Genomic DNA, 26,577 nt, shown 5'->3' with positions numbered 1-26,577 from the left:
ACCTTTTACATTTTCAAAATTATTTTTATCTAAAGTTTTATGACATGAGTCTAATTAGTTCATGCCGATCGATATCTCCAAAATAATGATAAATATCATAATTTGAAAGCGCCTCTTCAATACTATCAAATTCATGCATTGTACCTTCTAACGCATTTTCTAATTCCGTAATATCACCTTCACCAAAGAAATCACCGAAAATTTTTGCGTGTTCAATACGTCCTTTCTTTACATCTAATTTAATCTGTACGAAACCTTTTTCAAATTTTTCTTCTCTTTCAAAGTTATATTTCGGGTTTCTTCCATAATTCCATTCCCAGGTACGATATTTTTCATTGCTTAGCTTTTCTATTTTTTGCCAATCTTCATCTGTAAGTTTATATTCTTCTACTTGAGTTTCGCCAAAAATACTTTTTAGAATTATTTCTTTGAATTCATCTATATCTATTGGCTCATCTAAGAATTCAGAAATATTTGCAACTCTACTTCTTACAGATTTAATACCTTTAGACTTAATTTTTGCTGGGTTCACTTTTAAAGCATTCTGAACTTCATCTAGTTCACTATTCAACATTAAAGTACCATGACTAAACATACGATCTTTTACTTTTACCATAGCATTTCCTGATATTTTAGCTTCACCAACTTGTATATCATTTCTTCCACTTAATTTTGCATCAACACCAAGCGATTTCAACGCTTCAACAATTGGTTCAGTAAATTTTTGGAAATTATGGAAGCTATTGCCATCATCATCCGTAACAAAACTAAAATTTAAATTCCCTGTATCATGATAAACTGCGCCCCCACCAGATATACGTCTTACAACATCGATACCTTGTTCATCAATATATGATTGGTTCACTTCTTCAATAGTATTTTGATTTTTGCCAATAATAATGGATGGTCTATTTATATAAAATAAAAAATAACTATCATCTTTAGGCATGTTTTTTAATACATACTCCTCCATTGCTAAATTAAGCGTTGGATCTGTAATATTATTGTTACTAATAAACTTCATTTACTACACTCCTTTTCCATATTATATACCCTTACCTTATTTATGCTATATTTTCACAAAAATTGCCAATCATTCACTTTGAGAATAAAGTAAAATTTATAAATTGTCTTATATCAAGCAATTTAATGGTTATTTGTTTATTTGTAAGAGGATTTTTTGTATAATATTATCTAGTTAGCATTTCTAGGGAGGACTAAAAATGACTGTTGCAGAAGTTGGAAATATCGTAGAATTTTATGATGGCTTAAAGGGTCGAGTAGAAAAAATTAATGACAACTCAGTAATTGTTGATTTAACAATTATGGAGAACTTCGAAGAACTAGACTTGCCTGAAAAGACTGTCATTAATCATAAACGGTATACAATCGTTGAACAAGAAGGATAGTTAAAATGAATAGACTTTCTAAGGCATTAATATGGTTTATTGTAAGTTTTCTTGTATTCCACATTATCTTATATGTTATGTGGGGCGAAAAACAAGAATATTGGTATCTATATACCGGCATCATGCTAATCGCAGGTGTTAGTTATGTTTTTTATCAAAGAGATATAGAGTCTAAACGGCTACTGACGTCTTTAGGTATAGGTATCATTACAGGTATTGTGTTAATCGTTATTCAACTTATTATCGCAGCTATAGCTACCGATATTAAATATGCTGAATTAATAAAAGAACTAACACGTACAGGTGTGTATTATAAATGGCAAATGCTAGTTACATTAGTTTTTGTAATACCTTGCCATGAATTATATATGCGTACTGTATTACAAAAAGAATTACTAAAATTAAATTTACCTAGTTGGTTAGGTATTATAATTACAGCATTTTGTTCAGCTTCTTTATTTTACTACCTAGATAATTTATGGATTGTATTCTTTGTGTTTATTGTACAAATCGTACTTTCATTAAGTTATTTTTATACACGTCGAATCGCCACAACGGTTATTGCACAAATTGTAGCTGTTGTCATCTTATTAATATTTAACGCATAAACCTTAAAAAAGCATTATTTGTTTTAAAAACAGGGAGATTCATTATAAAATGAATCTCCCTGTTTTTTTATTTTATGACCTCAAATGTTTGTTTTTGTTGAATCTGATAGTCTTGATTTTTTAAATTACGCGAAATTAACTCTACCATTGTGATTTCACCAGTTTCATGAATCACAGCATCTTCTAAATACTGTCTATAATTTCTATAGCAGTAATCTGTCATACTTACACGATACATATGATCTAGTCTAATATTTTTAAGAGTAACACGGTTAAACGGTTCGGCATTCATATCTATAATGTAATCTACACCTTGCCAGAATGTACAAAGTGTCTCATCTACAATAGTTAGGCTAAGCTCTCCTTGGCTAAACTCAATATGACCATAACAATATTCTAAAATATCTTTAATTTGTTGACCTTTAATCGTTAAATCAATTGGAATATCAGGATGAGGGTGCGCATTATATAGTTCCTCATTCGTAATTGTACCTGACAATCCCTTTTCACCGCTTATAGGTAAATGTACACATGAAATATCGTAATCAAATGCTAATCTTATACTATCATGTAAGAGCTGTGTAAACTTATGAGGTTTTGTGATAACATCGCCTAACCCCTCAACTTTAGCGTCAATATCTGTGTTCGTTAAAACTTCCTTACTCCAATGTTCAACCGTTTTCCTATCATAAAAAGTTAAATTTAATAAATCCTTATCTTCATGATATTCATTCAAATCAATAATTTGAGATTGGATATCTTCTAATTCATATGAAGTTGTGCGCTTTTTAAAATTAATTTTCACATGAATTAACTGTTCAGCATTTTGCCCTGCTTGAACATAAACCGTTTTATCATTTTGACCTATAAACGTTTGATGTTGGTGTCCAGTAATCAATAAATCTATAACTCCTAATGTCTGCATTAATTTTTCCGCTTCATTCACATTCTGTTCATGCTCATTAGCTGACTTATTTAACTGATTAAGTCCACCGTGATAAATCACTATAAGAAATTCTGGTTTCTCTGTTTCATGTATAAAACGAATCCAACGTTTAGAAGATAATAAAGTTTTTTCAATTTGAACATCTTTTTCCATTTCAAAATGTTCTCTTTCCATTAATCCATCAGAAGTTAAACCTACTATAGCAATCTTCACGCCTTCAATTTCTTTAATAGTATATGGCGTAGAAAAATAAGGCTCCCGTGTACGCTTATATTCAATATTTGCTGATAACCAAGGAAACCTAGATAGCGACACTGCTCTTGAAAAGAATGACAAACCAAATTTAAATTCATTTGGACTAATACCACTTGCATCATAGTTCATTGCATTCATCAATTTTATCATTGGATGACGTTTGTACGGTGCAACTACCGCATAATAGAATGCTGCTAAAGAACCTGCTAAACTACCGCCACTATCTAATAGAATGACGTGGTCGTTTTCTTCTCTTATCGATTTAACATAAGTACCTGCTCTATAAATATTTGAGCTATAATCTCCATTAAGAAAATAACTATGCATATCTGAAGTTGTGATAACGTCTATTGCAATCTTTTCACTTTTTTTCATATGCCTCTCTCCTCATTAACCACAGTTTAACATGTTTTGAAAATACCATGATACTAAAATACCATTTTTATAACCTCAAATAGTTTAATTTTAATTAAGTAGCTTTATTTTCTAAAAGGTCTATTTTACATATCAAATAACAATATCAATTTAGTATTAAATTTTTAAAATTTTACTTATGAGTCACTAGCTCAATTTTTTGAGAGTGGTCGTTCGTTCACCTGAGCTTTCGCTCATGCGTAAGAGTCACTAGCTCAATTTTTTGAGAGTGATTGTTCGTTCACCTGAGCTTTCGCTCATGCGTTAGAGTCACTAGCTCAATTTTTTGAGAGTGACTCTAAAAAAGGTCCGAAGCATATATCTATGCCCCGGACGCTCATACAATAGTTATTTCATTACGCTACTTATCTCACTTTGATTAACCAATCTGTACACGCTCTTTTGGATAATGATATTTATCTGGTTCACGACGTCCACCAATCATAATGATGAAACTAATTAATCCAACACGACCGATAAACATCAATATCATAAGTGCCGTTTTTGACATATCATTAACATCACCTGTTACCCCTAAAGATAAACCGCATGTACCAAATGCTGACATTACTTCAAAAAATGCTTGTAAAAATGTTATTTTTCCATTCTCCACAACAAGTATAAAAATCATACTTGCAAAGGTTAATATTCCTGCCATCGTAAATACTGCAAATGAACGTTGAACATCTGTAGTATGAATTTCACGATTAAATGCTTTAATTGATAATTTTTCTGTATTATTTCTAAAGTTAAATAGGAATAATATTAAAATGGCAAATGTTGTTGTTCTGATTCCTCCACCTACTGAACTCGGAGATGAACCAATAAACATTAAAATACTCATAACCACATTTGTACCTTCACCAAAATGGCTTACATCAATGGTCTGCAATCCAGCACTTCTAGTAGTTGCCGATTGGAATAACGCATAAAATAATGATTTATGCCAACTCATATTTTGAAATGCATGATTATATTCTAGCAATAAAATCATAATCACTCCGAATACAAATAAAACTAAATATGTAACGGTTGTGATCTTCGCAAATAATGAAAACCTAAAATTTGGGATCCTATTTTTAATATAAGCCTTTACTTCAATCAAAACTGGAAAACCAATTGAACCTAAAATAATCAAAAACATTACAATCGTTTGCACAAAATAATCATTTGCATACGGTATTAAAGATTGACCAGTTATATCCAAACCACCATTTGTGGTTGCAGACACGGCAACGAAGAATCCTTGCATAATAGCATATTGTAAATCTGGTGTATCTCTATAGAAATAGAAAGCCAGAAGTGCTGCACCTACTACTTCAATAATTAAAATCGTACGTACAATATCCAAAATGAGTTTAACTGTACCACTCATAGTGTCTTTGTTATTATCTAGCATAATCAATTGGCGTTCCCGCATACCTATATGTTTCCCTAATACAACCCATAACATGGTTCCTATCGCCATTACGCCGATACCACCAATATTAAGTATAATCATAATAATGATTTGACCAAATGTTGTATAAGTTTCAACTATATTAACAGGAGAAAGACCAGTAACACTTACACCAGAAACAGCAACAAATAATGAATCTATTGGATCTACCTTTATACCTGGTTTATGAACAAAAGGTAAATTCAGCAATAAAAACGCTACAATAATTGCTATAATATAATACATCACAATACCTTGTTGAGGGCTTGATTTTTTAAATAATTGATTGAAAATGGACAACGTTTATTCACCCCAACGCTACTTCAATTTAATATTAATATCTTGTACTTTTCCATCTCTATATACTTTTGCGGTTAGTGTTTTTAAATCATCTTTATGACTAAATATGATTTGTCTATATCTAAGATTATCTTCTACTTCTTTACCATCTAATTCTACTATTACATCATTTTTTTGCAACCCAGATTTTTCTCCAATAGAATCATCTTTGACATTCCCAATCAACACCCCATTATTTACATCATCAGGTAAGTTGATTGATTGTCTTGTCGTATCATCAATATCTGCAATATTAGCCAATTCTACACCAGTATTAGGATATATTACTTCACCTTTAGCTTCAAGTTGTTTCGCAATAGATTCCGCATCATTAACTGGGATAGCAAACGCAATACCTTCAACATTATCCATGTCAATTTTTAGTGATGCAATACCAACTAATTTACCATTTTTATCAATTACACCTCCACCAGAATTACCTGGATTTACAGGCGCATCCATCTGGAAAGCACTCATTAATACATCGTATTTATCGTCTTTATCAATATCTACTGGCACATGTCGATTTAATCCAGATACAATACCTTCTGAGACACTACCTTTAAAATCAACCCCTAAAGGATTACCTACCACAATAATAGGTTCTCCTAGTACTAATGTACTTGAATCTCCCATTTTAATGGCTTTCACGTCGCTATCAGATTTCACTTTCGCTTTGATGACTGCAATATCTGAAAATCTATCTGTACCAATCACTTTACCTATTGAATAGTCATTATTACCGTATGTAATCTTTTGTTCTTTTTTATCACCAACAACATGTGCGTTTGTCATAATAAAAATAGAGTCGCCTACTTTTTTGTAGACGACACCTGAACCTAATTCGTTTTCTTTACCTGCTTCTTGTGTCTCTTTCTCTGCAGATGATGATTCATTACTTGTATCATTTTCTACTGTTACAACTGAATGAATCGCACTATTTGCACTTTTCATTGTAGCAGTATAAGTCTTATCTTTATCACTATTGTTTTGAAATACATGATCTTTTGTGTTTCCATTATTATCTACATTATTAAAGATTGCTTGAATTAATATCAATAATAATACAACTGCAACAACAATTAATATTTGTGCCCATTGTTCCATAAAAAAGTACTTAACTCTATCCATAAATGACTGTGGTTGCTTATCATTTTGTTGGTAAGCCGTTTTTCTATGAGAATTTGATTCATCGCTCACACCAATATTGAGTTGTGTTTTACTTTCATTTTCGTCTTCTATATAGTTATTTACACGTGATTGTTGTGCTTCTTCAGAGTAAAAATGGTCGTCTTGTATATTTTTCGGTTCATCTTTGTTTTCTGAATGATCGTATTTTGCTTCATTATTATGTTTTACTTTATCATTTGAATAATCTGTAGTTTCTGTAATATTATCATTTAAAGATGTATCAGATGTTTTTGTTGATTTAACTGTAGCATTTGTCTCTTTCTGTTGATTTTCATTAGATGATTCATTAATTTGATTTTGGCTACTTGTAACACCATTATTATTGCTACGTGCTTTCATAACTTGTTGTTGCTGTTGAATCTCTTCCTGAGTCAATTTCTCTATACGTGCTTTCCTCAAATTTTCTTTCACACGCTCTTCATTATTCTTAGCTAGTTCTTCTGCTTTTTTTGCACGTTGTTTTCTTGCTTTACGTTCAAATTGTACACGTTGTTCCCGTTCTTCATTATGAAAATACTCGCGTCTTTTACGGCCGTATTTTTCTTTTGGGATTACATGTTTTTTATTATCTTTCACCATTACTCCCCCTAAAACTGCATGTTTCATTAACTTCCATTATGACATATCACATAAAATATTTCTGCTTTATTTTTATTTTATTACTATATATATGTGATTATAAGCACTTTGAGTATATATTTCTATCATTAACATGTCTTTACGCTTAAATTATTATAAAAAAACTCCTCCCAAAATTTCCACTATTATAGTGTCCACTTTAGAAAGAGTATTTTAATAAGTTAGCTCTCTATTTTGTTATCAAGTTTATTTTTCTTGTTGTTTATTTTTACGAACAGAACCTAACCATCCGATAAGAACTAATAAGATCATTATCGACCAGAAGATGGACTGCCATAAAACTCCATGTGGGAAATGCTCATCTAACACTCCAATATCAGGGTGAGCAAGCACCATAACAACTAATTTGACGCCTACCCAACCAACAATCGCAAACGCTGCACCTTCCAAACCAGGATATTTATTCAATAAGTTTACAAACCAAGTTGCAGCAAAACGCATAATGATAACACCTAACATACCACCTAAGAACATAACTATAAATTGGCCTAAATCCATGCCACCAAAATGGATACCCACTGTCGGCAAGGTAACTGCTATAGCAAGTGCCGCAAGCATTGAGTCAATTGCAAAAGCTATATCGGCAAATTCTACTTTTAACACAGTGCCCCAAAATGATTTAGCACTTGCATGTATCTCTTTTCCAGATTCATCAAAGTGATGATCATCATTTCCTTCGTTGTTATCATGATCTTTTTCGTTAAAGAAGGATATCAAATTCCGTATAGACATATACAATAGATATAAAGCACCTAGTGCTTGTATCCACCAGAAATGTGCGATAACACTAATTAAGAATAAAGATATGAAACGGAATATAAAAGCACCAAGCAAACCATAAAATAACGCTTTTTTTCGTTGTTCCGGCGGCAAATGTTTAACCATTACTGCCATTACGACTGCATTATCTGCAGCTAATAAACCTTCTAAAAATACGAGCACTACTAACACCCATAGGTAAGGTAAAATCAAACTCGGATCCATATAGGACATCTCCTTTAGTTTTTTTACATAAAAATAGAGACCTAAGCTAAGTCAATGCATGTGGCACCTCTTCATCGTATTTTAATAAACATATAGTAAATTAAATACAATTCACAGATAATATACACTGTTAGCAAAGGTCTCACTCGACAGTTTTATTCTGCCCATCTTACCGGAAGTATTATACTTCGTAATGACGATAAAAATGACTAAGTTAAAAAGTATATATCAATATGCATTCAACTATATATAGGCAATACTTGCATGCTTCATATATCAATTTAACTTTAGTTAAGTTACTCCCCTCTGACTACATAGTCATAGGTATTCTATTAATATGGTCATTATACACAAAAACAAAATTTATAACAATCCATATAATTTAATTTCTGGAAATTTCTCTTCGAACCATCTTGTAGCAAACTCATTTTCAAATAAAAATACATAGTTATCATATACGTCTTTTACTAAAATAGAACGTGTAGAACTCATCTTATCTTTGATGTCTTCTTCGTTTTCTATCCAGCGCGCAATTTTTTGACCAACTGACTCCATAACAACATCCACATTATATTCATTTTTCAAACGGTGTTCGAACACTTCGAACTGTAACTGTCCTACAGCGCCGATGATAATTTGATTCGTGTGTAATGCTTTATAATATTGGATTGCGCCTTCTTGTACTAATTGCTCAATACCTTTATGGAAGTGTTTTTGCTTCATCACATTTTTGGCTGATACTTTCATAAATAATTCTGGTGTAAACTGTGGTAATTCTTGGAAACTAAATTTTTGATTGCCACCAACTAGCGTATCACCAATTTGATAATTCCCTGTATCGTATAGTCCGATAATATCACCAGCCACCGCGTGATTTACAGTTTCTTTATCGTCCGCCATAAATGACGTTGAACGAGTAATTTTTTGCTTTTTGTTTGTTCTTTGCAAGTTAACATCCATGCCACGTTCAAATGCACCACTAACAACACGCATAAAAGCGATTCTATCTCTATGTTTCGGATCCATATTTGCTTGGATTTTAAATATGAAACCTGAAAAATCTAAATCAAACGGGCTTACTTCTATATCTTCTTTTGTTTGACGTGCATTTGGCATAGGCGCGTGGTCTACGTATGCGTTCAAGAAATTTTGAACACCGAAGTTTGCTAATGCCGAACCAAAGAATACAGGAGTTAAATCACCTTTTAATAATGCTTCGTTATCAAAGTTTTCACCCGCTTCTTCAACTAGCATAAGCTCATCAATTGCTTGGGCAAAGGCACTATCATTTTTCATAGCGTGGTCTTCTTTGAGTTCATAATTATCGTCTAAGTGTAGGATGTTTTCTTCATCTCTAAACGGTTCAATTGTATGGGATTCTCTATCAATAATTCCGAAAAAGTTTTGACCCATTCCAATTGGCCAATTCATAGGATATGTTTCTATATCTAATGTAGATTCTATTTCATCTAACAATTCAAACGGTTCTTTCCCTACTCTATCCAATTTATTAATAAATGTAAAAATAGGGATACCTCTCATTTTACAAACTTTAAATAGCTTTAATGTTTGTGCTTCAATACCTTTTGCACAGTCAATAACCATAACTGCGCTGTCTACCGCCATCAAAGTTCTGTATGTGTCTTCAGAAAAATCTTCGTGACCCGGCGTATCTAAAATATTTATTTTGTAATGATCATAATCAAATTGCATTACTGAACTGGTAACAGAAATACCACGTTCCTGTTCAACTTTCATCCAGTCACTTGTAGCAAACTTCCCACTTTTTTTACCTTTAACCGTACCTGCTTCTCTAATTGCGCCACCAAACAACAGTAATTTTTCTGTTAGTGTTGTTTTACCAGCATCTGGGTGAGAAATAATTGCGAAGGTTTTTCTTGATTCTACTTCTTCCTTTATATTCATTTATAATCTCCTTTAATTCTCAAATATCCATTTAACGATGTCATCAGCAAAATGCGAAGCTGTTGACTCGTCAAGTAATGTAAATAAGTGTATCACAAGTTCCTCTTTCATATCATCTTCATTTAAAGTTGATTCTACTTCTAATGACCAATTTATTTCAGGCATTGCTATAAGAAACAATTGCTCAACTACATTTTCATATATATACACATTAGCCTGAATGTCATTGAAATTGATTTTCTTAACCTTCATGGGGACCTCCACCAAATTTTTTATAAGCAGCTTCTAATCCAATAAGGTCATCACGATGCGGTACTTTGATGTGGCCAGGCATAATTTGATATGGTTCTCGACCTTTTGAAGCCAATACCACAGTATCTCCTGGCTCAGCAATATCTATAGCATGTCTTATGCCCTCTGCACGATCATAAAATTCAATATAGTTATCATGTGTTGCGCCTTTAGCTAATTCTTGTGTTAATTTTTTAGGATCATCGTCTGCAGGGTTGTCGGGTGTATAAATAACATAGTCTGCTCGGCATGCTACACGTCCCATTTCAGGTGTCTTAGTCAGATCACGTTCACCTGCCATACCACATAAGAAAATTAATTTCTGTTTAGCAAATGGCTTAACCGCATCAATTAATTTATCCATGCCATCTGCTGTATGTGCATAGTCTATGATTAGATCAATTGGTAATGAAGGATCTAATACTTCTAATCTTCCTTCTACAGGTTCTAAATTTTCAACAGCTTTTACAATTTCACTTAACTCAATACCTTTACTCCACACAGCGATCATAGCAGCCATAATGTTAGAAACATTAAACAGACCTACATAAGGTGATTGGACATGAAATTTTCCTTCAGGCGTATTAAAGATAAATTTGACACCTTGTAATGATTCTTCGATTTGTTCCGCTGTAAACTGTGCATCATTATTGACACCATAAGTAAATACTTCATAAGGTGTTACAGAGCTTAGATATTCTGAAAAAGCATCATCATTATTCAACACCACGTATTTATCTTGTGATAAATCTTCACCTAATTGGCTAAATAGTAATGATTTAGCATGTCCATAAGACTCCATTGTGCCGTGAAAATCTAAATGATCTTGTGTTAAATTTGAAAAAATAGCTACATCAAAATCTACACCACGAAGACGACCTAAAGATAAACCATGACTAGATACTTCTAATGTCATTGCTTCAGCGTCCGCTTCAACTGCTTCATTTATTTTCTTTGTTAATAATACAGTTTCAGGGGTGGTATTTGCACCTTTTGATTTAACCTCATTTATTTGAAACCCATTTGTTCCTAAGTAAGCACTGCCTTTATTTAATTTTCTATAGATATGATGTATCATCGTAGCGATTGAAGTTTTACCATTTGTTCCTGTCACACCATATGTTACGAGTTGCTTACTAGGATAATTGAATAACATATTAGCTAACAAACTTGCTACACGTAAAGTGTCTGGGACAACGACTTGCGTTACATCTCCTAGAACTTGTTGTTTTTGGTTAACAATGATAACCTCACACCCCTGATTCACCACATCTTGGCAATATCTATGACTGTCTACTGTATAACCCTTCGATGCTACGAATATACTACCTCGTTGTGCAGTACGAGAGTCAGTTGTTATATCTGTTATATTTCTATCTAACGTGCCGAAAACTTGTTTCACTCTAATTTTTTCAAACAACACATTTGCTTCCAACATATATCGCTCCTTTATTTCCAATACTTCTATTATACACATTTCCGACTGTTTTTATAGAATCTAATGGTTTGATATTTATAATTTCTTCCTATTGTATTAAGTTGATTATTCATTTAAATATACTCAAGTACTATTTACCTAAGTTTTATAATCCTTATTTTTAAGAACATTAACTATATGTTATCAAAGTGTTAATTCTTTCTATATATTTTGTTATTTGCAGAATATAAGCTTATAGTCCTGGCGAAAGTGGTATTATATAGATATATAACAACTTTATTTTATTAAATTTTAATTTCCCAATTTAGTATGAATCATTTCACAAGTGTTTGTAAAATGATATAATCAAAATTAATTGTGTGTTTTTTCTTTCACACCTCAAGTAAATACGTTAAAATTACCTTGAGCTAAATATAAACTATTGGAGGGTGGCTTTTAATGGTTACTCAAAATAAAAAAATACTGATAATTACTGGATCTTTTGGTAACGGGCATTTACAAGTTACGCAAAGCGTAGTAAACCAATTTAACGAAATGAATCTAGACAATTTAACAGTTATTGAACATGATTTATTTTTAGAAGCACACCCGATTCTGACTTCTATTTGTAAAAAATGGTACATTAATAGTTTTAAATATTTTAGGAATATGTATAAAGCTTTTTACTATAGTCAACCAGACCAATTAGATAAATGTTTCTATAAATACTATGGACTTAATAAATTAATGAATTTACTTTTAAAAGAAAAACCAGATCTTATTTTACTAACTTTTCCAACACCGGTTATGTCTGTATTAACTGAACAATTTGATATGAACATACCTATAGCAACAGTCATGACAGACTATCGCATGCAAAAAAACTGGATTACACCACACTCACATAAATATTACCTTGCTACAGAGGAATTAAAAGATGAGTTTGCAAGCATTGGCATCCCTCGAAATAAGTTAAAAGTAACAGGAATTCCAATTTCAGACAAATTCGAAGCGGATATCAATCAAGAAGATTGGTTGCGTCAAAATAAGTTGGATCCTAGCAAACCTACTATATTAATGTCTGCAGGTGCATTTGGAGTTTCAAAAGGATTCGGTCAAATGATACAAGAAATTTTGAACAGAAGTCCTCATGCACAAGTAGTTATGATTTGTGGTAAAAATAAAGACTTAAAACGTTCGTTATCTAGTCAATTTAAAGCTAACGATAACGTACTTATTTTAGGTTACACAAAACATATGAATGAATGGATGGCTTCAAGTCACTTGATGATTACAAAACCAGGTGGTATCACGATATCAGAGGCATTAACGCGTCAAATACCAATGATTTTCTTAGACCCCGCGCCCGGACAAGAACTTGAAAATGCAGTTTATTTTGAAGAAAAAGGCTTCGGAAGCATAGCGCTTACACCTGAGGCGGCAATAGAACAAGTTGCTACATTAACAAATGAACCAGCTAAATTAGCTGCAATGTCACAAGCAATGGATTCTTCTAGAATCCCGTATTCAACATATAAATTATGTAAAGATTTATTAAACTTACTTAATCATTCATCTCGATACGAGGAAGTTTACGGAAAGGTTCCTTTATATGCAAAGCTCTTCGTTAAATAATCATGGTACAAGTAAAAATTTTATAATCATGTTAATCATCTTATTCTTAATGGAATTTGCTCGAGGAATGTATATTTTGAGTTATTTATCGTTACTGCCAACAGCAACTTCAATCGCAGTAGGTATAACATCTATCGCTATTTCTATACATTTTATTTCGGATGCAGCTACAAATTTCGTTATTGGTTTCTTACTTAAACGCTTAGGTGCAAAATTGGTACTAACTTTAGGGTTTTTACTTGCTTTTGCTAGTTTATTTTTAGTGGTTTGGTTCCCTACTTCACCAATAGTATTAATCATAAGTGCAATCTTGTTAGGTATTGCTGTAAGCCCAATATGGGTAATTATGTTAGCAAGCGTTGATGAAAAGAATCGCGGTAAACAAATGGGCTACGTATATTTCTCTTGGTTGCTAGGCCTACTAGTAGGTATGGTTGGTATGAATATTATATTTAAATTTCATCCGACGCAATTCGCATTTCTAATGTCTCTTGTTGTATTAATTGCATGGATATTATATTATTTTGTAAAAATTAGACTCACAAATTATAATACTCGCCCTGTTAAACAGCAATTAGGTCAGATAGTAAATGTTACAAAACGACATTTAATTCTGTTTCCTGGTATTTTGCTACAAGGTGCTTCAATTACTGCCCTTGTTCCTATATTACCTACATATGCAACAAAAGTTGTCGGTGTATCCACAGTAGAATATACGATGGCAATCGTATTTGGTGGTATTGGCTGTGCGATTTCAATGTTGTTCTTATCTAAAATAATTGATAATCATGGCACATTATTTATGTATAGTGTAATATTTGGCGGCTTTGTACTCTATACACTCATGATATTTGCTTTATCACTAATTACAGAAATTACATTAGTTTGGGTTTTAGCAGTATTGATTGGTCTCATGTATGGTATCTTGCTGCCAGCATGGAATACATTCATGGCAAGTCATATTCATTTGGATGAACAAGAAGAAACATGGGGTGTATTTAATAGTGTTCAGGGTTTTGGATCTATGATAGGACCACTAGTCGGCGGTTTAATTACTGAGTTTTCAAATTCAGTAAACAACACATTTTACTTTTCAGCTTTTGTATTCTTATTCCTAGCTGTCTTTTATGGCATCTATTTTATCAAACTTAGAAAGCACACTTAAATTATTCATAAATTTTAATGTTTATAGAAAAGTATTATTGAGCATATACAATTTATTATAAAAATTATTAGCCACCCTCAAACTTAGATGTACACATGAGTTATAATAATAAAAAAAATTGAGAACATGAGACATAAAAAATCGTTAGTAAAAAGCATCAATTTCTATTAAAAACTTATAGAAATTGATGCTTTTTAGTTTCATGAAACCTTGTTCAGGCACACGAAGGGGATACACTGAGAAAATTATACTATTTTAAATACAAAAGAGAGCTAACCTAAGTTGATTAGCTCTCTTATTTGGGAGATGGGCATTTATTCCACAAACCCTATATTTTTAATGTCTAATCATGCTATGTTTAGACATTAATCAAAATGGAACACGTTTATGCTAAATTAAAGTCTTCTAAAACTTTCCATTTATCTTCTTTTTCATCGTAATAAACTAATGAAAGTTGCTCAATAGTTTCTTTATAGTCAATCCCCGCTAACTTCAATTGTCCATAGATATCTTCAAATTCTTGACTCGTTAATCCTTGGGCAATAGTAAAATGTGGAACAAACGAATGATCTGCCACCCCATAAAAATCGCCTTTGTTAAATTGATTAAATAAGTTTTCTAAAGTTTCTGTTTTTTCAACTTTAAAATAAATAACGTTTGTTATCGGCGCAAAATTAGATGCTTTTGTTGCGTGAACATCAACTGTTGGAATGCCTTCGATTCTTGATTTGATTGTCTCTTTTACAGACTCTAAATCACCATCGTTTATTTTAAATTGCCCCTTTATCGTAATATGCGGCATAATAGACGCATAATGAGCATCATAACGCTTACGATATGCATTCACTTCATCTTGAAATGCTTTTGACGGAATTAATGCCAATCCTAAAATCATTTAAATTCCTCCTTTGTTTAACATAATTACATTATATCAAATTTCTGAAAAATTCGTTACTCTAAAGTCAATTTATTTCAGAATATTAAAATGAAATATTATCAGATAAAAAATATTTTAACATTTCATCAAGCAAATATTGCCATGACTTCCATCTATGTCCACCTTCAAATTCTAAATAGTGATACGTAAAACCGTTTGCTTTAATAATAGAATTTAATTCGCGATTTGGCGTTAAAAAATCTGCCGTTTTACCGGTTGTAGGTAACTTGAAATCCCCTTCTTCTAATCCTATCGCATGCCAAATTGATAGCTGATCTTTAAATTGGCAACGTTCAATTAATGTTTGAATAGCCTCATCATGTTGCGGACTTAATAAGCCTACCTGGCTAAATACACGCGGGTATGACAATGCAGTAATTAATGCAGCACTACCAGCTAAACTATCTCCTAATAAAACACGCCCATTACCTACTTTGAATGTTGGGAAGGTCTTATCTATAAACGGCAATATTTCATTAGCCATAGCTTTCACAGTCAATGGTGTACGAGCGCCTTGCGGATGAAATTCTGCCCTTCTTTTATCAACATCTTCATAATGAAAACCTACAAAAATTGCTCGCTCAACTTCATTGGTTTCTCTTAACTTTTCATAAGTACGATGAATCCTGCCAAAAGCAAAAAAGTCTGCGCCATCGAAACAAAAAACAACTTTATATTTAAATAATGCTGTAAAATCCTTAGGTAAATAGATAGATAATGTCACATCTCTATCTAAAATATCGCTAGGAAAATTAATCTTATTGATATTTCCTGGTTGAAAGTCATACATAAATCATGCGCCCCCTAGTAGTCTTATAGACATTGTACCAAGAGACGCATGATTTTAAAATATTTCAACTTAATTTTTACAAATTGAATAATGAGTTAATCATCAATTTTTTCTTTTTTTAGTCGCTGTGGGTAATCTTTTAGCCAGAAAACAGCATTCGGTACTTTACTAGGATCTGGTTTATAAATTGCTCGTTTACCTGATCCAAGTTTTTTCTTTTGCTTCTCATAATCTTTCAGTGCATTGATTGCTGGCTTATGTAGTATCCAAATAGCAATAATATTTAACCAAGCCATCATACCTACACCCAAATCACCCATCATCCATGCTAAATCCGCAGTTTTAACTGCACCATATACTGTAGCTAAAATCAGAACGATTCTTATAAAATTAATATATATAAAAGTAGTTCTCTTCGAACTTCGTCTAGTTAAGTACGTAATATTGGTTTCAGCAATATAATAGTATGCCAGTATTGTTGTAAAGGCAAAGAAGAATAACGCAATTGCAATAAAGTATGATCCAAATCCTGAGAATGTAGGATCAAAGTGATATCCACTGCCTTGGAAGGCTTTATCAATACCAGCTTGTGCATACATTGCTGTACCTGAATAATCCTTATCACCATTGGACATTTCTACAAATATACCATTGTCTTTAATCATACTCGCTTTACCGTCTGACATCGAACCACCATCAGTGACATTATATGTACCTGAAAGTAAAATAATTAAAGCGGTTGCTGTACAGACAAATAATGTATCTATATAAACTGAAAATGATTGTACTAATCCTTGTTTAGCTGGATGAGATACTTCTGCTGCTGACGCAGCATGTGGACCTGTACCTTGTCCTGCTTCATTTGAATATAGACCTCTTTTAACACCAATTTCAATCATAGCCCCTACAATACCTCCAAAGGCTGCTTCAAAACCAAATGCAGATTTAAATATTAATGCAAATAAAGCTGGAACTTGTTCAATATTTATGAATATAATTATTACTGCCATTAAAATGTACGCAATTGCCATAAATGGTACTACTGCAGTTGCTGCATTTGCAATCCACTTAATACCTCCAAATATGATTAAACCAATTAAAAGCGCCAAGAATATTGCCACTATCCAAGGTTCTAAACTGAATGCATTTTTCATCGAGCTTGAAATAGCATTAGACTGTACACCTGGTAATAATAACCCCACTGATATAACAGTAACGATTGCAAATATTAAACCGTATATCTTTCCTAATTTCCCCTTAATACCATATTCAATATAGAATGCTGGACCGCCTCGATATTGACCTTTCTCTTCACGTTTATAAATTTGTCCAAGTGTAGATTCAATAAACGCACTACCTGCCCCTAAAAATGCTGATGCCCACATCCAAAATATGGCACCAGGCCCCCCAATAAATATAGCTGTCGAAACACCTACAATATTACCAGTCCCTACTCTCCCTGCTAAAGATAAAGCAATTGCCTGGAAACTAGAAATACCTGTCGGTGATTTTTCCCCTTGAAACATTAAGCGTATCATTTCTTTAAAATGCCTAATTTGGAAAAAGCGCATCATAAATGAAAATAATACTCCTGTAAGCAATAAACCATAAACTAAAGGTTTGCTCCAAACAATATCATACAACCACGTAAGTAAGCCCTCTAACATAACGTATCCCCCTTGTTGTACCATTATGTAAAATGATATATTTTTCATTATTATACACATATATAATATTCCGCGCAACGTATTCATTAAGTTATACTTTTCACACTTTATATATTATATAAAATAATTTATATTAAATTTCCAGATAACTATATTATAATATCGAAATAGTTTTACACTATTTAACACAAATAACTCCGAATTATAACAATAACTTTCTATTTTTTTATAATTGTGCCACAGAAATTATTGAATTCTATTTTCATCTTTTGTTCTTTGTTTATTTGAGATATACTTAATAGTACTTAAAAAAGAATTTAGGAGGAACTGTCCTATGCTAAATAAGGTTTGGTTTAGAACAGGCATCGCTTTATTAATCCTGTTTTTACTAATCAAATTAGTCATGGAAGTCCATAGTGTATTTGTACCTTTTGTAATTATTATTCAATCGGTCTTATTACCATTGTTATTAAGTGGCTTCTTATTCTATATTTGCTTACCTTTTCAAAAAATATTGGAAAAAAACAAAGTCCCACGTTGGGCTAGCATAACAATTATCTTTATCGCTTTATTCATCATTATCGGTATCATTATTAGGTTTATCGCACCACCAATTGCAGAGCAAATTGAAAACTTAATCAATCAAATACCAGCATTACAGCATGAAATTCAATATATTATCAACTTTGCTTTAGATCAAATGGAAAGATTACCTGCTGATGTAACAGATAGAATAAATAAAATGGTTCAATCTATGAGTAATAGTACTGCAGATATATTATCTAATTCATTTAGTTATTTAACTTCATTTATCTCAACACTATTTTTACTTATCATGGTGCCATTTTTCTTAATTTATATGTTAAAAGACCATGAACGTTTTATACCTTTTATTGCTAAACTATTTAAAGGTGATAGAAAAGTTTTTATTGTTGATTTATTAAAAGATTTAAATCATACAGTACAGTCTTATATTCAAGGTCAAGTAACAGTTAGTATTATTTTAGGTGTTATCTTATATATCGGATATTCAATTATTGGTTTGAATTATACATTATTATTAGTTATGTTTGCCTGTGTAGCTAATATGATTCCATTCCTTGGTCCATGGATGGCATTTGCGCCGGCAGCCATTATCGGAATTATTCAAAGTCCAACTACATTTATATGGGTATGTATTATCACATTAGTTGCTCAACAATTAGAAGGTAATGTTATTACACCAAATGTTATGGGTAAATCTTTAAATATTCATCCATTAACAATCATTGTTGTCATCTTAGCTGCTGGTAATCTCGGTGGTTTCGGCCTAATACTTGTAGCTGTCCCACTTTACGCAGTAATTAAAACGATTGTGCGTAATGTTTTCCAATACAGACAGCAAATTATCGAAAAAGCTAATAGTGATGTTAAAGAATAGCATAAAATAATAGCTTAATTATGATATCAGTGTTAAATTTCGACTTATAAATTAAAGCACCTAGACAAATCGTCTAGGTGCTTTAATTTATATATTGAGGTCATAATAAATGCCTGCCCTGATCTCAATTTTTTAATACAAAAACCTCTAATACTAAGTATCAGAGGTTTCAGGCTGTCGACATAGGTCCACGACTTTGTTGGCAGTTTTTTTATGCATGTTTTCTGTAGATACTGTCTTACCTACAGCTTCATATAGCGCCCTTCCCACAGAAGTCGCCCCATATCAACGCCAAATTTTATAATATATTAACTGTAGTGTTATTTATTATGAGATTTCATAATATTATTTAACGATATGATAACCGCTGTCTACATGAATATTTTCTCCGGTAACACCACTTGAAAAATCACTCAATAGATAAGCTGCAGTTTTACCAACTTCTTCTTGATCGACATTACGTTTTAACGGTGCACGTTCTGAAATTTCATTTAAAATGGAATTAAATCCACCTACACCTTTCGCACTCAATGTACGGATAGGTCCAGCTGAAATCGCGTTAACACGAATATTTTCTTGTCCTAAATCTAATGCTAAATAACGAACATTTGCCTCTAAACTTGCTTTTGCAACACCCATTACATTATAATTTTGAACTGCGAATTCGCCACCTAAATAAGTTGTAGCTACAATACTACCACCTTCAGGCATAAGTTTTTTGGCTTCACGTGATACAAGTGTTAATGAATAAGAACTTATATCTTGTGCTAATAAGAAGCCATCTCTTGATGTATCAATAAAGCGACCACGTAAATCTTCCATATTTGCAAATGCAATCGAATGGTAAACGCCATCTATGTTGCCAACTTCTTTTCCAATTTCAGCAAAACCATTTACTACATCTTCATCACTTTGAACATCAATTTGATACATATGATGTGTTTCTTGATTTAATTGTTCAACTAATTTTTCTAATTCTTTTTTACTACGGTCTTTACGGTATGTAAATACTAATTTTGCACCAAGTTGGTCCAATACTTTAGCAACGCCAAAACCAATACTACGTTTGTTTGCAATACCCATAATGACGAAAGTTTTGTTTTCTAAATTTAACATGAAAATAACTCCTTTATTTAAATTTTCATTTTTTACTGGTTCGAATTCAGATGACACAGATATATACTTTTTTACTCGATACCAATATCAACATTCTTTATTTTAACATTGGTTATAATGAATAAACAATTTATTTTAATATCAATTGAATTTTTTATGCGTTTACATGGCTAAATTGAAATATTCATCTTATAAGGAATATGATAAAAAGATACGAACATACATTTATGTAAGATGAATTTAATAGTCATTCTCACAAAATACTACTTTTATAAAATTTGTTTTAATATAGCGAAGGCTAAGACATTTCTAGATGATATGCCTTAGCCTTCGCTTTTAAAAGTTAAATATATGATTTGTTAGATAATATGAGATAAAAGATGAGTTATTGTCCTGATCTTTTAATAATAAAACTCTAATTCACGTTTCAATTCGTCAACATATTCTTTAGAACCTGTAACAATAACGCGGTCTCTGTATCGTAGCTGAGTATCGCCATGCGGGACAATAGATTCGTTATTTCTAATAATACGAACAAAGATAATATCCCCACCGAATGGGAAATTGCGCAGTTGAATTTGGTCATATTGATGATTTAACATCGCAATTTCATATAATGATGTTTCGACATTACTTAACAAGTTAAGCATATTAGGCGTTTCTATTAAGCCTTTTAATAAAATCTTATTACTCATATAGCTACTAAACACTTCAATACCTTCTCTATTTAGAGCCTCATCATTAGAGCTAGATTCTAATCTGCAAATAACTCGTTTCACACCATGAGCTTTCGCCATTAATGCTACTTTGCGGTTAATGTTGTCATCGTTTGTCGAACATACAACAATATTACGCTTAAATAAGCCAAGACGCTCAAGTAATCCTTCTTCATAATCTGCAATTTCAATCATTGAAATCGCATCAGATAATTTACGTTTATCACTTAAATCATTTCGATAATACAGGGAAACTTGATACAGTTGTGAAGATAAATTTTGAGCAATTGGGATAGTTAATTGATTCTTTCCTATCAAGCTTACTTCAATCTGTCTTGTTGCTTCGTCAGGCATTGGGAACATTTTCTTAAAGACAATTGGTACAAATACACAAGTGATAACGGCACTTAATATCAAAATACCAGATATCTCTGGCGAAATTGTGCCAAGTTGTTCTGCAATTTTAGCAGAAGCAATGACTAATGATAATGTAGATGTTAGTAAAAATGCAGAAGAAATTGTAGTTTTCATATCGAACCATCTACGTATATAAAATACTGGTATCAATTTAGATATTAGAAAAGCTAATATTAGAAACGGAATAATCAGCAATAATGCCGGTTCCTTAATCAACTCAGGGATATTTAAATCTACACCGACCATAATAAAGAAGATTGGAATAAAGAAACCATATCCAAACGAATCTAACTTTTCAACCATATCTTCATCTGGATTAAGAAGAGAGACTACAACCCCCGCTAGAAACGCGCCAAGTATGTTTTCTGCACCAACACCTTCAGCTAAAGCCACTAATAATAGGATAAGTGCAAAGACAGCACGTATACCGATTTGAGTGGTACCATCCATTAATTTTTGCAAGAACTGTGCTTTCTTGAAGAAACCACCTAAAAAGTAAAAAACAATTGTAAATACCACTAAACTACCGATTAACCACAAGGATGTATTACCTGAAGCATGTAACGTTCCGTATGCTGTTAATAAGATCATTGTTACTAAGTCTGCTAATACAGCGACCAACAAGATAAATTGTCCAATTGTCGTACGCATGATATTCATTTCTTTTAATGTTGGTACAACGACACCTAATGAAATCGTAGATATAATAATAACCATTAGTAAAACATCATCTATTAAGCCGAACCATTTGAACATGTATGCAAAGACAATAGATATAATCATAATAAACAAAAATACAACTATGGCAAGTTGTAAATGACCTGGTTCTTGCTTTTTAGCTTTTTCTTCTTTTTTAGTTGAACTTTTGTCTCTTTTAAAGGCTTTAAAATCAATTTCCAAACCACTTAAAAACATTAAGAATATAAAACCTAAAGTCGATAATATATTAAGTATTGAATCACGTTCTACTAAATTCAAAAAAGAATGACCTATAATAATACCCATTAATATTTCAGCTACTACTATAGGTAAAAATGTAATCCTCAGCCTATTGACTATAATTGGTGTGAAAAATGCCGCTAAAACTACGACAACAAGTGATACAAATTCCATATAACCCCCTTATGTTAAGTAAGACATAAATGATGTTGCTAATCCAAAATAAATCAACATACTGACAATATCATTAATTGTAGTGATAAACGGACCACTTGCGACTGCAGGATCAATTTTTAATTTGTTCATAACTAATGGGATCATTGAACCTACTAATGTACCCACTGTCATCGCGATTGTTAAACTACTACCTACAATAGTTGCTAAGATTGGTTGGCCATATAAGACCATAATAATGATAAATAACAAGATTGCGCAGACCAATCCACTTAAAAATCCACTACCAGTTTCTCTTAATGCAACTTTAAATTTACTTTGTTCATCAATTTCACCTGTTGAAATATTACGAACAGAAACGGCAAGCGATTGTGTGCCTGAGTTTCCGGACATCCCACTAATAATTGGAATAAACGCAGCTAATAATGCAACTTTTGATAGTGTATCTTCAAATGACCCTAAAATTGTCGCGGTAATCATTCCTAAGAATGTAAGTATAATCAACCATGGCAACCTTTTTCTAGCTGTTTTAATTACAGAATCATTTGTAGCATCAACGTCTGAGACACCGGCTAAACGAGAGTAGTCTTCGCTTGCTTCTTCGTCCATAACATCTAAAATATCATCGATTGTGATAATACCAAGCAAATGGTCTTGGTAGTCGACAACTGGCATCGCAATGAAATCGTAATCTCTCATTTTTTGAGCTACATCCTCTTGGTCATCGGCTGCATTTGCACTAATGACACGTTCACTCATGATATCTTCAATGTATGCATCATTTTCAGCTACAATTAAGTCTCTAAGTGAGAGCACTCCGGCTAGTTGCTTATCATCATTCACTGTAAAAATAACATAAATCGTTTCTGCATTAGGGGCTTGTTCTTTTACATGAATAAGCGCTTCTTTTACAGGCATTGTCGCTTTCAATGAGATATATTCAGTAGTCATGATACCACCAGCAGTATCTTCATCATAATGTAATAATGCTTTGATTTCTTTAGCGTCTTCACGCTTCATTAATGTGAGGAGACTAACTGTTTTTTGTTTAGACAACTGATTCATAATATCTACGGCATTATCGTAAGACATGTCTTCTAGGATCTTACTAGCATAATTAGCATCCATCGTATCAAATAATGCTTCGTATTCATCTTCATCGATTTCTAATTGTTCAAAGAAGTCGGCAACTTCTTCTGGTGATAGTACTTCAAAGATACGTTGTCGAATATCTTCATCACTATCTTCAAAGTATTCACTTTGTTCATATGTATGCATAGATAAGAATTCATCTCTAAATTCGTCTATATGGTTATTAACCAACAAATCATCTAGCAATACTTTATCATAAACTTTCTCATCCTCTAATGTAATTGACTCTTTTTCATTAGCCATTAGCCCCACCTCCATAGTTCTTTTAAATTATATCATATTGAATATAGTTTCAATCGTGTCATATCTATCGTTTATTATAATTTTTTGCTTTTTAATTGGGTGAATAAAAGATATTTGGATACAACGTAATAATTGATGATGATAAGTTTCATCTTTACCGCCATATAAATCATCACCTACTAAGGGGTGACCAATGTGTTGAAAATGCACACGTATTTGATGTGTTCTTCCTGTCAGCAAAGTCACTTCACATAAGGTGTGATTGCTAGTATGTTCAAGTGCTATATATCTAGTCTGTGAGGCCTTTCCTAACCCACTGACTTGGCGCTGTATAATACTATCTGGATGTCTTGCGATGGGAGCATCAATTAAATCTTCGCCATCTAATATACCTTGACAAATACATAGATATTTTTTATCGATTTTAAGTTGGCTCATCAAATGATGAATAAATCCATGCTTTGCTAACACAACAATCCCTGAAGTATTACGGTCTAAACGCGTAACAATATGTGGGGTCAATGATAACTTTCTATCATTAAAATAACCTAACACTTGCTCTACTAAACTAAAATGTAAGTGATCTCTAGAAGGTGCACAATTTTGTTGGGCAGGTTTCGATACAATAATTAAATATGAATCTTCATATAAAATATTTAATGCGTCGCTATATGGTTTTAAATTAGAGCTTGGTGTTTCATCACTTAAAAATACTTCCAATTTATCATTTATAGCTAATTGCTTTCTGACAGTAACTGGTTGTCCATTAACTAATAAAGCGCCATTATGCTTAATGGCGCTTATCGTCCGTTTAGAAAAGTTTTGTTGCTGTAAAAATGTGCGCAGCATTTCTGGCCGCTGTATTATATAAGTAAATTTCATTATTCATCTTCTCCACTTGAAATGAACGAGTCATGAACTCTTTTCCAAAATGGAAATGGTCTAAATCTAGCAAATCTAATCTTTTCATTGGCTACGCGATATTGTATCGCATTGACATTTTTATGTTTTATACTAACGTGGTCAATCGTCGTTAAAATAGTATCATGATTGACTGGTGTTATTAAACAGGTATGGTGTTTTGGCAATACTAAAGGAGAACCCACCGTTCTAAATACACGGTTGTTTATTGATGCAATTTCAGCAATTTGCATTGCTTCTAATGAGGGATGTATCAGTGCACCACCTAACGCCTTATTATATGCTGTAGAACCTGATGGCGTAGAAATACACAAACCATCACCTCTGAAGCGTTCAAATTGGTTACCTCTAATATTCACATCGACAACTAAAGTAGAACCATTTTCAGTTTTCATAGTAGCTTCATTTAATGCTAAATGACGTGTCTCGTATCCATTATCATTATAGCGCACAATAATTTCTAATAAAGGATATTCAATGACTTGGAATTCAGAGTTATTAATCTCAATTATGAGTTTTTCAACTTCATGTGGCACCCAATCAGCGTAAAAGCCTAAATGCCCTGTATGAACACCTACAAACGCACAGCGTGATAGCATATGACTATACTGATGAAAAGCCTGTAACAGTGTTCCATCTCCCCCAACAGAAATGACGATTTCTGGATTATCCGGGTCTTCAACCATCTGGAAATCTTTCATATGGTTAATCATTTTATGTTTTAAAGCATTCGATTTTGAATCACCTTTAGATAAAATCGTATAACGCATCGTAACATCCCCTAGTCATTATTATGCTTTTTCGCACGCTTTTTAGAATAATATTTCTGAGCTTCTTGAATTTCTTCTTTAATTTCTGACATCTCTTCATCTAGCAAAAATGCCGCTTCTGCAGCTCTTTCCAATCGATGTTGAATCTCTGGTGGATAATCTCCATCATATTTATATCTCAAAGTATGTTCTATCGTTGCCCAAAAGTTCATTGCTAACGTTCTAATTTGAATTTCTGCTAATATTTTCTTTTCCCCATTTAATGTTTCAATAGGATATTCAATAATAACATGGAATGAACGATAACCACTTTGCTTGGTATTACTAATGTAATCCCGTTCTTCTACAACTTTAAAATCTTGACGCTGTCTTAATAAATTAACCACAATATCAATATCATCAACAAATTGGCACATTAAACGTAAACCTGCAATGTCGTACATTTCTTCATGTAAGCGATCAAAAGAAATTTGACGTTTATTAGCCTTATCGATAATGCTTGTCATGGGTTTGACTCGCCCTGTTACAAATTCTATAGGAGATGCATTATCTTCTACTTCATATTGTTTTCTAAGTCCTTTTAATTTAATTTTCAATTCGTCTACTGCTTGTTTATATGGAGATAAAAACTGATCCCATTGATTCATTGTGCCTCACT

Annotated in this window: 22 protein-coding genes; 5 read left to right on the top strand and 17 right to left on the bottom strand. The window is 32.4% G+C overall.

The annotated features are described in order from the left end of the window. Nucleotides 1-37: 37 nt before the first annotated feature. Nucleotides 38-1,024 carry a lipoate--protein ligase gene (locus tag BTM19_RS10005; RefSeq protein ID WP_029379124.1) on the bottom strand — a complete coding sequence of 329 codons (987 nt, stop codon included), beginning with the start codon at nucleotides 1,022-1,024 and terminating at the stop codon, nucleotides 38-40. 199 nt (nucleotides 1,025-1,223) lie between these two features. Between BTM19_RS10005 and BTM19_RS10000 the strand changes: the two genes are divergently transcribed. Both BTM19_RS10000 and BTM19_RS09995 read left to right on the top strand, forming a co-directional pair. After that, on the top strand, nucleotides 1,224-1,409 hold the full coding sequence (locus BTM19_RS10000; protein ID WP_002483735.1) for a YkvS family protein: 186 nt from the start codon (nucleotides 1,224-1,226) through the stop codon (nucleotides 1,407-1,409). A gap of 5 nt (nucleotides 1,410-1,414) precedes the next feature. Further along, entirely contained in the window at nucleotides 1,415-2,017 is a 603-nt protein-coding gene (locus tag BTM19_RS09995; protein ID WP_029379125.1) for a CPBP family glutamic-type intramembrane protease, read from the top strand. A 67-nt stretch (nucleotides 2,018-2,084) separates the two neighbouring features. Here the strand turns inward: BTM19_RS09995 and BTM19_RS09990 are convergent, their stop codons facing one another. The 7 genes from BTM19_RS09990 to BTM19_RS09960 all read right to left on the bottom strand — a co-directional run bounded on the left by BTM19_RS09990 (nucleotide 2,085) and on the right by BTM19_RS09960 (nucleotide 11,875). Continuing rightward, complete coding sequence (locus BTM19_RS09990; RefSeq protein ID WP_029379126.1) at nucleotides 2,085-3,593, bottom strand: bifunctional metallophosphatase/5'-nucleotidase; 1,509 nt, start codon at nucleotides 3,591-3,593, stop codon at nucleotides 2,085-2,087. A gap of 418 nt (nucleotides 3,594-4,011) precedes the next feature. Further along, nucleotides 4,012-5,370, bottom strand: a complete 1,359-nt coding sequence (locus BTM19_RS09985) for a TrkH family potassium uptake protein (RefSeq protein ID WP_029379127.1) — start codon at nucleotides 5,368-5,370, stop codon at nucleotides 4,012-4,014. An 18-nt stretch (nucleotides 5,371-5,388) separates the two neighbouring features. Then, the gene (locus tag BTM19_RS09980) at nucleotides 5,389-7,176 is read right to left on the bottom strand and encodes a S1C family serine protease (protein ID WP_029379128.1); all 1,788 of its coding nucleotides are present in this window, start codon (nucleotides 7,174-7,176) and stop codon (nucleotides 5,389-5,391) included. Nucleotides 7,177-7,425: 249 nt separating this feature from the next. Further along, a complete protein-coding gene (locus BTM19_RS09975) occupies nucleotides 7,426-8,223 on the bottom strand; it encodes a TerC family protein (protein WP_029379129.1) in 798 nt (265 codons plus the stop codon). 363 nt (nucleotides 8,224-8,586) lie between these two features. Then, nucleotides 8,587-10,149: a peptide chain release factor 3 gene (locus tag BTM19_RS09970; RefSeq protein WP_029379130.1), complete on the bottom strand. Its 1,563-nt coding sequence runs from the start codon at nucleotides 10,147-10,149 to the stop codon at nucleotides 8,587-8,589. Nucleotides 10,150-10,161: 12 nt separating this feature from the next. Continuing rightward, complete coding sequence (locus tag BTM19_RS09965; protein WP_029379131.1) at nucleotides 10,162-10,401, bottom strand: YueH family protein; 240 nt, start codon at nucleotides 10,399-10,401, stop codon at nucleotides 10,162-10,164. Next, the gene (locus BTM19_RS09960) at nucleotides 10,391-11,875 is read right to left on the bottom strand and encodes a UDP-N-acetylmuramoyl-L-alanyl-D-glutamate--L-lysine ligase (RefSeq protein ID WP_029379132.1); all 1,485 of its coding nucleotides are present in this window, start codon (nucleotides 11,873-11,875) and stop codon (nucleotides 10,391-10,393) included. The genes BTM19_RS09965 and BTM19_RS09960 overlap by 11 nt, the downstream gene beginning before the upstream one ends. A gap of 441 nt (nucleotides 11,876-12,316) precedes the next feature. Between BTM19_RS09960 and BTM19_RS09955 the strand changes: the two genes are divergently transcribed. Further along, the gene (locus BTM19_RS09955; RefSeq protein ID WP_029379133.1) at nucleotides 12,317-13,492 is read left to right on the top strand and encodes a diglucosyl diacylglycerol synthase; all 1,176 of its coding nucleotides are present in this window, start codon (nucleotides 12,317-12,319) and stop codon (nucleotides 13,490-13,492) included. Then, nucleotides 13,470-14,657 (top strand): lipoteichoic acid biosynthesis MFS flippase LtaA, encoded by a 1,188-nt coding sequence (gene ltaA / locus BTM19_RS09950; protein ID WP_029379134.1) that lies wholly within the window; start codon nucleotides 13,470-13,472, stop codon nucleotides 14,655-14,657. The genes BTM19_RS09955 and ltaA overlap by 23 nt, the downstream gene beginning before the upstream one ends. Nucleotides 14,658-15,042: 385 nt before the next feature. Here ltaA and BTM19_RS09945 read toward each other — a convergent pair whose 3' ends face one another. The 3 genes from BTM19_RS09945 to BTM19_RS09935 form a co-directional block, all read right to left on the bottom strand. Continuing rightward, nucleotides 15,043-15,552, bottom strand: coding sequence for a YjcG family protein (locus tag BTM19_RS09945; protein ID WP_029379135.1), 510 nt, complete (start codon nucleotides 15,550-15,552; stop codon nucleotides 15,043-15,045). Nucleotides 15,553-15,637: 85 nt separating this feature from the next. Beyond that, entirely contained in the window at nucleotides 15,638-16,384 is a 747-nt protein-coding gene (locus BTM19_RS09940; RefSeq protein ID WP_029379136.1) for an esterase family protein, read from the bottom strand. 95 nt (nucleotides 16,385-16,479) lie between these two features. Then, entirely contained in the window at nucleotides 16,480-18,051 is a 1,572-nt protein-coding gene (locus tag BTM19_RS09935; RefSeq protein ID WP_029379137.1) for an alanine/glycine:cation symporter family protein, read from the bottom strand. Nucleotides 18,052-18,385: 334 nt separating this feature from the next. On the opposite strand from BTM19_RS09935, the gene cozEa reads away from it, so the two are divergent. Next, a complete protein-coding gene (cozEa, locus tag BTM19_RS09930) occupies nucleotides 18,386-19,471 on the top strand; it encodes a lipoteichoic acid biosynthesis protein CozEa (protein WP_029379138.1) in 1,086 nt (361 codons plus the stop codon). A 345-nt stretch (nucleotides 19,472-19,816) separates the two neighbouring features. On the opposite strand, the gene fabI is transcribed toward cozEa, so the two are convergent. The 6 genes from fabI to yjbM form a co-directional block, all read right to left on the bottom strand. Next, a complete protein-coding gene (gene fabI, locus BTM19_RS09925) occupies nucleotides 19,817-20,587 on the bottom strand; it encodes an enoyl-ACP reductase FabI (RefSeq protein WP_029379139.1) in 771 nt (256 codons plus the stop codon). Nucleotides 20,588-20,988: 401 nt separating this feature from the next. Continuing rightward, nucleotides 20,989-22,833 carry a monovalent cation:proton antiporter family protein gene (locus tag BTM19_RS09920; protein WP_038678243.1) on the bottom strand — a complete coding sequence of 615 codons (1,845 nt, stop codon included), beginning with the start codon at nucleotides 22,831-22,833 and terminating at the stop codon, nucleotides 20,989-20,991. A gap of 9 nt (nucleotides 22,834-22,842) precedes the next feature. After that, on the bottom strand, nucleotides 22,843-24,228 hold the full coding sequence (gene mgtE / locus BTM19_RS09915) for a magnesium transporter (protein WP_029379141.1): 1,386 nt from the start codon (nucleotides 24,226-24,228) through the stop codon (nucleotides 22,843-22,845). Between the two features lie 27 nt (nucleotides 24,229-24,255). After that, nucleotides 24,256-25,110, bottom strand: a complete 855-nt coding sequence (locus tag BTM19_RS09910; protein ID WP_038678240.1) for an RluA family pseudouridine synthase — start codon at nucleotides 25,108-25,110, stop codon at nucleotides 24,256-24,258. After that, the gene (locus tag BTM19_RS09905) at nucleotides 25,110-25,919 is read right to left on the bottom strand and encodes an NAD kinase (RefSeq protein WP_029379143.1); all 810 of its coding nucleotides are present in this window, start codon (nucleotides 25,917-25,919) and stop codon (nucleotides 25,110-25,112) included. Before BTM19_RS09905 ends, BTM19_RS09910 begins: the two co-directional genes overlap by 1 nt. Before the next feature lie 11 nt (nucleotides 25,920-25,930). After that, complete coding sequence (gene yjbM / locus BTM19_RS09900; RefSeq protein ID WP_017722299.1) at nucleotides 25,931-26,566, bottom strand: GTP diphosphokinase; 636 nt, start codon at nucleotides 26,564-26,566, stop codon at nucleotides 25,931-25,933. Between the last annotated feature and the right edge of the window lie 11 nt (nucleotides 26,567-26,577).

The sequence above is a fragment of the Staphylococcus xylosus genome, assembly GCF_002732165.1.
In the GTDB taxonomy this organism is placed as follows: domain Bacteria; phylum Bacillota; class Bacilli; order Staphylococcales; family Staphylococcaceae; genus Staphylococcus; species Staphylococcus xylosus.
The sequence above is the reverse complement of the archived record's forward strand: the minus strand, read 5'-3'. Positions and strand labels throughout refer to the sequence as shown.

Excerpts from the sequence above, each read along its gene's own strand:
- BTM19_RS10005 (WP_029379124.1), bottom strand. The coding sequence starts at position 1,024 with ATGAAGTTTATTAGTAACAATAATATTACAGATCCAACGCTTAATTTA.
- BTM19_RS10000 (WP_002483735.1), top strand. The coding sequence starts at position 1,224 with ATGACTGTTGCAGAAGTTGGAAATATCGTAGAATTTTATGATGGCTTA.
- BTM19_RS09995 (WP_029379125.1), top strand. The coding sequence starts at position 1,415 with ATGAATAGACTTTCTAAGGCATTAATATGGTTTATTGTAAGTTTTCTT.
- BTM19_RS09990 (WP_029379126.1), bottom strand. The coding sequence starts at position 3,593 with ATGAAAAAAAGTGAAAAGATTGCAATAGACGTTATCACAACTTCAGAT.
- BTM19_RS09975 (WP_029379129.1), bottom strand. The coding sequence starts at position 8,223 with ATGGATCCGAGTTTGATTTTACCTTACCTATGGGTGTTAGTAGTGCTC.
- BTM19_RS09970 (WP_029379130.1), bottom strand. The coding sequence starts at position 10,149 with ATGAATATAAAGGAAGAAGTAGAATCAAGAAAAACCTTCGCAATTATT.
- BTM19_RS09965 (WP_029379131.1), bottom strand. The coding sequence starts at position 10,401 with ATGAAGGTTAAGAAAATCAATTTCAATGACATTCAGGCTAATGTGTAT.
- BTM19_RS09955 (WP_029379133.1), top strand. The coding sequence starts at position 12,317 with ATGGTTACTCAAAATAAAAAAATACTGATAATTACTGGATCTTTTGGT.
- ltaA (WP_029379134.1), top strand. The coding sequence starts at position 13,470 with ATGCAAAGCTCTTCGTTAAATAATCATGGTACAAGTAAAAATTTTATA.
- BTM19_RS09945 (WP_029379135.1), bottom strand. The coding sequence starts at position 15,552 with ATGATTTTAGGATTGGCATTAATTCCGTCAAAAGCATTTCAAGATGAA.
- BTM19_RS09940 (WP_029379136.1), bottom strand. The coding sequence starts at position 16,384 with ATGTATGACTTTCAACCAGGAAATATCAATAAGATTAATTTTCCTAGC.
- BTM19_RS09935 (WP_029379137.1), bottom strand. The coding sequence starts at position 18,051 with ATGTTAGAGGGCTTACTTACGTGGTTGTATGATATTGTTTGGAGCAAA.
- cozEa (WP_029379138.1), top strand. The coding sequence starts at position 18,386 with ATGCTAAATAAGGTTTGGTTTAGAACAGGCATCGCTTTATTAATCCTG.
- fabI (WP_029379139.1), bottom strand. The coding sequence starts at position 20,587 with ATGTTAAATTTAGAAAACAAAACTTTCGTCATTATGGGTATTGCAAAC.
- BTM19_RS09920 (WP_038678243.1), bottom strand. The coding sequence starts at position 22,833 with ATGGAATTTGTATCACTTGTTGTCGTAGTTTTAGCGGCATTTTTCACA.
- mgtE (WP_029379141.1), bottom strand. The coding sequence starts at position 24,228 with ATGGCTAATGAAAAAGAGTCAATTACATTAGAGGATGAGAAAGTTTAT.
- BTM19_RS09910 (WP_038678240.1), bottom strand. The coding sequence starts at position 25,110 with ATGAAATTTACTTATATAATACAGCGGCCAGAAATGCTGCGCACATTT.
- BTM19_RS09905 (WP_029379143.1), bottom strand. The coding sequence starts at position 25,919 with ATGCGTTATACGATTTTATCTAAAGGTGATTCAAAATCGAATGCTTTA.
- yjbM (WP_017722299.1), bottom strand. The coding sequence starts at position 26,566 with ATGAATCAATGGGATCAGTTTTTATCTCCATATAAACAAGCAGTAGAC.